This window comes from Streptomyces sp. NPDC030991, assembly GCF_055571235.1.
This window is the reverse complement of record NZ_JBVIFR010000041.1, coordinates 22,927-31,212: the sequence shown is the minus strand read 5'-3', so window position 1 is coordinate 31,212 and position 8,286 is coordinate 22,927. Positions and strand designations below refer to the sequence as shown.

Annotated in this window: 6 protein-coding genes and 1 tRNA gene; 1 reads left to right on the top strand and 6 read right to left on the bottom strand. The window is 73.8% G+C overall.

The annotated features are described in order from the left end of the window. Positions 1-214: 214 nt before the first annotated feature. Positions 215-2,002 (bottom strand): putative bifunctional diguanylate cyclase/phosphodiesterase, encoded by a 1,788-nt coding sequence (locus tag ACZ45E_RS38765; protein ID WP_468230951.1) that lies wholly within the window; start codon positions 2,000-2,002, stop codon positions 215-217. Positions 2,003-2,411: 409 nt separating this feature from the next. Between ACZ45E_RS38765 and ACZ45E_RS38760 the strand changes: the two genes are divergently transcribed. After that, positions 2,412-3,641, top strand: coding sequence for a M6 family metalloprotease domain-containing protein (locus ACZ45E_RS38760; protein WP_468230946.1), 1,230 nt, complete (start codon positions 2,412-2,414; stop codon positions 3,639-3,641). 411 nt (positions 3,642-4,052) lie between these two features. On the opposite strand, the gene ACZ45E_RS38755 is transcribed toward ACZ45E_RS38760, so the two are convergent. From ACZ45E_RS38755 to ACZ45E_RS38735, 5 genes are all read right to left on the bottom strand, one after another. Continuing rightward, positions 4,053-4,126: transfer RNA gene (locus ACZ45E_RS38755), tRNA-Lys, on the bottom strand. Next, positions 4,117-4,737, bottom strand: a complete 621-nt coding sequence (locus ACZ45E_RS38750) for a bifunctional DNA primase/polymerase (RefSeq protein WP_468230943.1) — start codon at positions 4,735-4,737, stop codon at positions 4,117-4,119. Before ACZ45E_RS38750 ends, ACZ45E_RS38755 begins: the two co-directional genes overlap by 10 nt. A gap of 133 nt (positions 4,738-4,870) precedes the next feature. Beyond that, positions 4,871-5,227, bottom strand: a complete 357-nt coding sequence (locus ACZ45E_RS38745) for a hypothetical protein (RefSeq protein WP_468230940.1) — start codon at positions 5,225-5,227, stop codon at positions 4,871-4,873. 82 nt (positions 5,228-5,309) lie between these two features. Continuing rightward, positions 5,310-6,671: an AAA domain-containing protein gene (locus ACZ45E_RS38740; protein WP_468230937.1), complete on the bottom strand. Its 1,362-nt coding sequence runs from the start codon at positions 6,669-6,671 to the stop codon at positions 5,310-5,312. Next, positions 6,668-8,254 carry a hypothetical protein gene (locus ACZ45E_RS38735; protein WP_468230934.1) on the bottom strand — a complete coding sequence of 529 codons (1,587 nt, stop codon included), beginning with the start codon at positions 8,252-8,254 and terminating at the stop codon, positions 6,668-6,670. The genes ACZ45E_RS38740 and ACZ45E_RS38735 overlap by 4 nt, the downstream gene beginning before the upstream one ends. Between the last annotated feature and the right edge of the window lie 32 nt (positions 8,255-8,286).

Below are 8,286 nucleotides of genomic sequence, written 5' to 3'. Positions count from 1 at the left end.
CTCCTCCTCTGCCGTGTTGGGCGTGGGTCCCCCTCCCCACCCCCCTCCTGTCTTCCTTTCCTCCCTTTTTTTTTTTGTCCCTCCCCTCCTTCCAGAGGGGCGCACCCCCTCCTCCCTCCCCTCTCCCCCGCCTCTCTCCCCCCCCCCCCTCCCCCGCCCTCCCCTCTCCCCCGTGTGAGGTCTTCCCTCCTCCGGCCGCGTACGGGCCGCTCGGCTACCTCTGCGCCAGCAGCCCGGAGATGCGGGCCGCCGAGACGGGCCGTGAGTACAACCACCCCTGCCCCGTGTCGCACCCGATCCGGCGCAGCCGGTCCGCCTGTTCCACCGTCTCCACGCACTCCGCCGTCACCGTGAGCCCGAGCCGGTGGGCCAGCTGCACCATCGCCTCCACGATCACCGCGTCGGCCGGGTCCTCGGGCGTACCGGCACCGTCCTGGAACCCGCGCACGAACGCCCCGTCCAGCTTCAGCACCGACACCGGCAGCCGGCTCAGGTACGCGAGGTTCGAGTACCCGGTGCCGAAGTCGTCGATGGCGATGCGCACGCCCATGTCGCTGAGTTCGCGCAGCGCCTCCAGGGGCCGCCCGGTGGTCCCCATCACGGCGGACTCGGTGAGCTCCAACTGGAGCAGTTCGGGCGGGAGCCGCGTCTCGTCCAGGATGCGGGCGACGTCGGCCACCAGGTCGGAGTCCCACACCTGGCGGACCGCCACGTTGACGCTCACGTAGACCGGCGGCACGTCCGGGTCGGCCAGCTGCCACGCCCGCGCCTGCCGGCAGGCGGCCTCCAGGACCCACAGCCCCAGCTGCACGATGGAGCCGTCCTCCTCGGCCAGTCCGATGAACCGATTCGGCGTCAGCAGCCCGAACTCCGGGTGCTGCCAGCGCACCAGCGCCTCGACCCCGCGCAGCCCGCCGTCCTCCAGACGTACCAGCGGCTGGTACTCCAGGACGAACTCGCCCTGCTCCACGGCCGGCCGCAGCCCGGACGCCAGGGCCTGGCGGGTCATCCGGCGGGCGTTGCGCTCCGGGTCGAAGAGCGTCCAGCGCGCCCTGCCGTCGGCCTTCGCCCAGTACAGCGTGGTGTCCGCGGCCTGCATCAGGCCCATCGCGCTGGTCCCCGCGGCGTCCCGCTCGACGACTCCGATCGAGGCGGAGACGGACAGCAGCCGCCCCGACAGATCGAACGGTTCCCGCAGCGCGTCGAGCACCGCCTCCGCCAGCTCCGCCAGTTGTTCCGTACCGGTCGAGTCCTCCATGAGCAGGGCGAACTCGTCGCCGCCGAGCCGCGCCACGAGCGGGGTGCCTGCGGCGTGCCGGGCCAGTTCGGCGCAGCGCGTGAGCCGGTCGGCGACGGCGGCGAGCAGCCGGTCGCCGACGTGGTGGCCGAGGGTGTCGTTGACCGCCTTGAACCCGTCGAGGTCGAGATAGCACAGGCCCACCCGGCCGGTCGCGCCCGGACCCTCGTACGCGCCGGCCTCCAGGGCCCCGGTGAGACGCTCGAAGAACAGGGCGCGGTTGGGCAGCCGGGTCACCGGGTCGTGCGTCTGCAAGTGCCGTAGCCCCGCCTGGAGTTGACGGTGCGCGCTGACATCGGTGAGGGAGAGCAGGACGACCTCGGCGCCGGGCACGGGCGACACCGTGATCCGCACCCACACCGGATGGCCCGCGGAGTGCTTGAGGCGGCGGGTGCGGCCGAGCGGGGCCTGACGGCCGCGCAGCACCTCGCGGTAGGCCTCCCGGGTGCGCGGGTCGGAGGTGAGGTCGAGCAGGTCGGCGGCGACGAGGCCGACGACGGGCTCCGTGCCCTCGTCGCGCAGCAGCGTGAGCGCGGCGGCGTTGGCACCGACGATCAGGCCCTCGCGGTCGACGAGCAGCATGGCCTGGGGCGCGGCCAGGAACGCGGCGCCGTGGACGGCCTTCGACGGATGCTCGTGCGGCCGGCCACTCTCCGTGATGTTCTCGGGGCGTGGGCCGACTGGGGACACCTCCGCCGCGGTCATGGGCCCTTGGGGCTGTGCGCCGTGTGCGCTCACCGCTCGCTCCCGTGGTGCGTCGTCTGGTCGCGTCGTCCGGTCACGTGGTCCGGCCGCTCGCTCTGGTGCGTCCCGGTCCGGCAGGAAAGTGTGCCGATCATAGAGGCCGGTCGGACGGCCTATCCAGCCTTGTCCACGGCCGGTTCGGCTCCGGGGTGCCGGAATCCGCCCAGCCAGATCGATTCTGCACGCTCCGGGCCGGGCTTCTGCCGTACCCCGACCGACTGTGACGCCGTGTGATCGCTCGGGGTGTCGCGCCTCACTCGTCCGGGCCAGATAAACAGGGCGAAAGCGGACAAACACCAACAGTCTGGGTGGGGTGCCGCACATTCCCTACCCGGAGGTCGACTTGCCGCGTCCGCAGCCACTCGGGGGAGTGGACCCGCCCCGCCTGCGCGCCGCCGCCGCGGCGCTGACCGCCCTGACCGCCCTGGCCGCCACCGGTCTCGTCGCGGGTCCCGCGGGCGCCGCCGCCTATGCGGGCCCGTGCACGCTGGAACGCACCGCGGCCCATCATTCCGAGGGTCTTGACACCTGGAACGCGGCCTATCCGCGTCCGCACCGGACCCTGAACGCGGTGATGGTCTTCCTCTCCTTCCCCGACTCGTCGCCGCTGACCACGCCCGCGGAGCTGGCGGCCGACTACTTCCCGGCCACCAGCCGCTTCTTCTCGGACGCCTCCTACGGCAAGTTCACGCTGGTGCCGCATCCGCAGCGGGCGTGGCTGGAGATGCCGCGGGCCTCGACCGCGTACGGGATACGGCGTGACTGGCATCCGGCGGACCGCGGCGCGTATCTGCGGGACGCGCTGAGTGTGGCGGATCCGGGCACGGACTTCAGCGAGTTCGACGTCGTCTACTTCGTCGCCGATCCGGACGCGCCCGGTGTCGACTCGGACGCCACGAAGGTCGTGAACTTCGACCGGCCGATGCGGGCGGATGGCACCGACATCCGGCGCGCCGTCACCGTCTTCGAGCAGCATCCGCCGGACCGCAACGTCCTCGCGCACGAGACCGGCCACGTCTTCGATCTGCCCGACCTCTACCACCGGCCGTCCGACGGCAGGGGGGAGTGGGACACGTACGTCGGCGACTGGGACGTCATGGGCAGCCAGTTCGGTCTGGCGCCCGACCTCTTCGGCTGGCACAAGTGGAAGCTCGGCTGGCTGGACCCGCGCCAGGTGGCGTGCGTGACCCGGACGGGCACGACGCGGCTGACGCTGGAGCCGCTGAGCACGGGGCCGCGGGCGGCGGGCGCCCCGTTCGGCGCGGGCGACGGCACCAAGCTCGCGGTGGTACGGACCGGCCCCACCAGCGTGATCGCCCTGGAGGCGCGCGGCGCGGGCGGCAACGACGACGCCACCTGCACGCAGGGCGTCCTCGTCTACCGGGTACGCGGTGACTCCTCGTCCGGGGAGGGCCCGGTCCAGGTCCTCGACGCCCACCCGGGCACGGCCGCCTGCCACGGCGACTCGGTGTACCCGCCCCTGGCGGACGCCCCGGTCGGGGTGGGCGAGAGCTTCACGCTGCCGGGCGAGGACATCCAGATCGAGACGGAGGACCGCACGGCGTCGGGCGCGTACACGGTAAAGGTGACAACGAGCTGAGCCGCGCGGGGCGCGGGGCGCGGGACGCGGGGCGCGCGGGGCTGGGGGGTGTGGGTGGCGGAGCCCCCGCCACGCGCGGCGCAGCCGCGCAAAAACAACGGTCGCGGGACCGTTCGCGTTTTCCGCGAACACATCCCGCCACCGACAACGTGCGCCGCCAGGGACTCGAACCCCGGACCCGCTGATGCTGCATCTCCCGGGGGACGACCCCCGGACCCCCAGCCGTGGACCGAGCAGCAGCCCGAGGACGTTCTCAAGCGAAGGCCCCCCGCACGCAGGAGCAGGCCCTGGCGTCGGCCCGGAGAGTCGGGGGTGGTGGCGGAGCCCCCACGACGCGCGGCGGAGCCGCGCAAAAACAACGGTGGCGGGACGGTTCGCGTTTTCCGCGAACACATCCCGCCACCGACAACGTGCGCCGCCAGGGACTCGAACCCCGGACCCGCTGATTAAGAGTCAGCTGCTCTAACCAACTGAGCTAGCGGCGCCTGCTGACGTCGTAGACCTTAGCATCCTGATCGGCGGCAGGAAAAATCGACATACGTAAGGCGGCGTGCGCTCCGGCGCGGGCTGCCCGGACGCATGCCCAGAGCAGGACCTCGGGGCCGGGGAGCCAGGGGCGGCTGGTGTCGGGGGCGACGACCCAGCGGGAGTCGGGGCGCTGCCCGGAGGGTGTCGTGGGGGCGGGGACGGTGACCGCGTCGCCGCTGCCGTGGCAGAGGAGGGGCGGCACGGCGGGGCCCCATTCCTCCCAGTCGAGGAGCGAGGGCAGGCGCTGGGCGGTGCCCGGCGCGGCGAAGAGCAGCATGCGGCCGCGGTGGGCGGCGACCGGGCCGGAGCCGGGGCCTTCGTCCCAGAGCCGGTCCAGCATCCGCCGGCCGAAGATGGCGGGCACGTTCACCACGTCGAAGACGGAGCCGCAGGGCAGGACCACGGGGGCGGCGGGGCGGGACTCCCAGTGGGAGAGGGTGGAGCGCGGATACGTTCCTGCGGAGGCGAGCCAGGCGGCGCCTTCGGGGGTCACGCCACAGACGTCATGACGGTCATAACGGTCGCGGGGGACGCCGGGGGCAGGGGCGAGGGGGAGACCGGGGTTCATGTCCCCCACATCTACAGGGTGTGAGGGACCGGCTCCACAGGGTTGCGGGAAATCGGGACAGGAGGAGGGCGGGAGGAGTATCTTGCCCTTCTGGCATATGCCAAGGGGGAATCCAGGGAACCCCGCCCGAGCTCTAAGGGGAGGGCTCCGAGGCGCTGCGCAGCAGGTCACGGCCGAATTCGATCATCTTCGCCGCATAGTCCTCGGTCCACTCCGCGCGCTCCGCGATCTCCGCCGTGGTCAGCCGGTCGAACCGCCGCGGATCGGCGAGCTGGGCCGCCGCGATCGCCTGGAACTCCAGGGACCGGTCGGTCGCCGCGCGGAACGCCAGCGTCAGCTCCGTCGCGCGGGCGAGCAGCTCGCGGGGGTCCTCGATGGACTCCAGGTCGAAGAAGTGCTCCGGGTCGGCGGCGGCCTCCGCGGGCTCGAAGATCAGCGGGGCGGGGCGCAGCCGCGGCTGCGGGGTACGGGGCCGCTCGGGCTCCGCCATGGTGGTTCCTCCTCGTGCCGGTGACGGCCCGTCCGGTGCCCGGGCCGCCTTCCATTGTCCGCAGGGGCGCAAGTAGGCCCGGTCAAGGCGTCCAGGCGACCCGGTGTGCCGAGAGCCGGGCCAGCACGGAGTGGTTCGCCTCCCAGCCGTCGGGGAACTTGACGTCCACCCCGAGCTGCACCGGCTCCGTCGACGGATGCTCGTCGAGGAGATCGGCGACCCCCGCCCGGCACACCACGACGCAGGCGTGCCGGTGCCGGGACGCCAGCACGCACAGCCGCCCCGTCTCCAGATGGAACGCCGTCGCGTCCGGGCGGCCCGACAGCGGGTGCAGCACCACGGTCACGTCGAACTCCCGCCCCTGGAGCCGGTTGGCCGTGTCGACGGTGACGTCCCGCACACCGAGCTCGGCCAGCGCGGAGCGGACCGCCGCAGCCTGGTCGCGGTGGGCGGTGCCGACGCAGATCCGGTCGGCGCTCAGTGGCGCCTCGCCCGGGCCCCGCTCGGACCGGGTGACGCCCTCCCGGTCGAGGAGCCGCCGCACCACGAGCGCCACCGCCCGTACCGCCTCCGGATCGGTCCGGGGCGTGTGCGCGGCGGGCAGTTCGAGCAGCCCCCAGCCGGCTCCGGCCGCCTCGTCGAGGACCCGGTCGACGCCCGAACCGTCCGCCGGGGCGAGGAAGCGCAGGCCACGGTCGCCCTCGTCGGTGCCGCTGCGGAACGGGGTGAACGGATAGAACGCCCCCGACACCAGCGGCGCCGCCGACGCGGGCAGCCGCCATGACACCGGCAGCCGGTGCTGCGGCAGCTCCGGGTTGTGGGCGAGCAGCGTCGACACCGCCGAGGCCGACGGGTCGTAGGAAAGGCCCGCCCACTGCTCCGAGCCGACGATCGCGAACGGGTCCAACTGCCCCGGGTCGCCCACGAACAGCGCCCGCTCGAACAGCCCCGCCACGGCGAGCAGCGCGTCGGACCGCATCTGGTACGCCTCGTCCACGATGGCGTGCCGCCACGGGCCGCCCGCGTCGGCGACCTTCACATGCGCCCACTTCGCGGCGGTCGAGATGACGACCGGCAGCGGTGCGAGATCGCCCGCCTTCGTCGACGTGCGGACGTTCACCAGGTCGTCGAGCGCCTTGTCGTACGCGTCCGGGTCGCTGCTGTGCAGACGGCCGACGGGCAGCTCCGGGTCCTTCTCGTGGAGCCGCACGACGAGGTCGTCGACCTGCGCGTTCGTCTGCGCGACGACCATCAGCGGCCGTCCCGCCCCGGCGAGTTCGAGTGCGGCCCGCACTACCAGGGTCGACTTCCCCGCACCGGGCGGGGAGTCCACGACGACGCCGCGCGCGTCACCGTGGAGCGTGTCGCGCAGGATCGCGTCCGTCGCGCGGGCGGCGGCGGCCGACGGGCTGAGCGGGGCCGGGGCGGGCGGGGTCACGGTCACAGGAGATCCTCCGAGGTCACGGCGTCCGGCGCGGGCAGATCCGTGCCCGGCGGCCCGCCGTGCGTCCACGGCGTCTCCTCCGGCTCGGGCAGCTTGGGCCCGCCGCGCTGCTCGTGCTCGAACAACGTCCAGCAGACCCGGTCCCCCTTGCGCGGCACCGACCCCTCCTCCGGCTCCTTGCCGCGCCCCATCTTGTCCAGCACGCGCAGTACCACCGCGTCCCGCGCGTCACCCTCGTACGCCACGAACTCGGCCGACTGCGGTTTGCCCTCGACCGAGCGGAACACCTTGACCCGCTCCGCGAGATGCGGCCGGTCGTCGGTGCGGACGGTGATCAGCGGCCGGGGCCGCTTCTTGTCGTTGTACGCCGCCACGACCTCGGTGACCTCACCCGCGAACGCCTCCCCGGCGAGCCGTCGGCCCGCCATCACCAGCGGGTCGTCGAGCGCCTCCTGCGCGTCAAGGCGGGCCTGCTCGCGCTCGCGCGTGGCCAGCTTGTTCGCCGCCGTCACCGCGTCGTCGCGGCGCGGCTGCGGCGGCTCGCCCGCGGCCACCCGGTCGCGGTGCCCGGTGAAGGACCAGCGGTCCCGCGTCCAGCGCTCCGCGGCGCGCGGCCCCTCGGGCAGCGTGCACAGCAGGTCGAGGCCGCGCCAGACCGCGTCCCAGGTGGGCCGGGTGCGGGAGTCGACCAGGGTGTGGATCTCCCGCTCGGCGGCGGTCAGTTCGGCGAGGCGGCCGTCGGCCTCGACCGCGTCCTCGGCCGCCGAAAGTCGCGTACGGGCCCGGTCGTACCGCTCGATCGCCGGCGCCAGGAGCTTGTTGTCGAAGGCGGGGTCGGTGGCGGGCCCCGCGGGCGGGCACAGGAGCTGGCCGTCCGGGCCCCGGCCGAGCTCGGCGCGGAGCGCGGCCTCGGCGCCCGACGCGCCCTGCGGCGCCGCGATCCAGGCGAGCAGCGCGCCCAGGTGCTGGTCCTCCAGGCTCGACTGTCCCGTCGCCCAGTGCCGCGAGAGCAGGTCCGTCATGGCGAGCAGGAGCGCGGAGCCGGGGACGCGGGCCCGCTCCCCGAAGTGGGTCAGCCAGCGGCCGAGCAGCGGCACGTGCGGCGGCGCCGGGTAGGGGGTCTCCGGGTCCTGCTCGGCCGTGCGGCGGAACCGCATCGACCGGCCCAGGAGCCGCACGAGCTCGATGCCCGCCCGGCTCGGCACGATCAACTGCGGTGCGTCCGCGCACAGTTCGACCTCGACCTTGACCTTCTTGCCGGTCTCCGGGTCGGTCTCGCTGCGCTCGGCGGCCTCGACCTCGGACGCGTAACCGTCGATGTACGGCAGGACCGTCTCGGCGAGCCGCGTCAGGAACGCGAAGCGCAGATCGCGGTCGCGCGGCTGCGCCACGACCAGCAGGCGCGGTGAGGTCCGCTCGGTGCCGACCAGGGCGCCGAGCGGGGCACCGGTCTCACCCGCGGTCGTCAACGGAACGATGACCAGCGGCTTCTGGGACAGGTGCCGGTGCCGGACCGTGGCGATGGGCTGCGCGCGGCCGGTGCTGGTGGCTTCGAGCCGCGCCAGGTGGTTGATCAGGGACACGGGGCGGGCTCCTCGGACGGGGCGGTCGCGGC

Excerpts from the sequence above, each read along its gene's own strand:
- ACZ45E_RS38745 (WP_468230940.1), bottom strand. The coding sequence starts at position 5,227 with ATGGCGGAGCCCGAGCGGCCCCGTACCCCGCAGCCGCGGCTGCGCCCC.
- ACZ45E_RS38750 (WP_468230943.1), bottom strand. The coding sequence starts at position 4,737 with ATGAACCCCGGTCTCCCCCTCGCCCCTGCCCCCGGCGTCCCCCGCGAC.
- ACZ45E_RS38765 (WP_468230951.1), bottom strand. The coding sequence starts at position 2,002 with ATGACCGCGGCGGAGGTGTCCCCAGTCGGCCCACGCCCCGAGAACATC.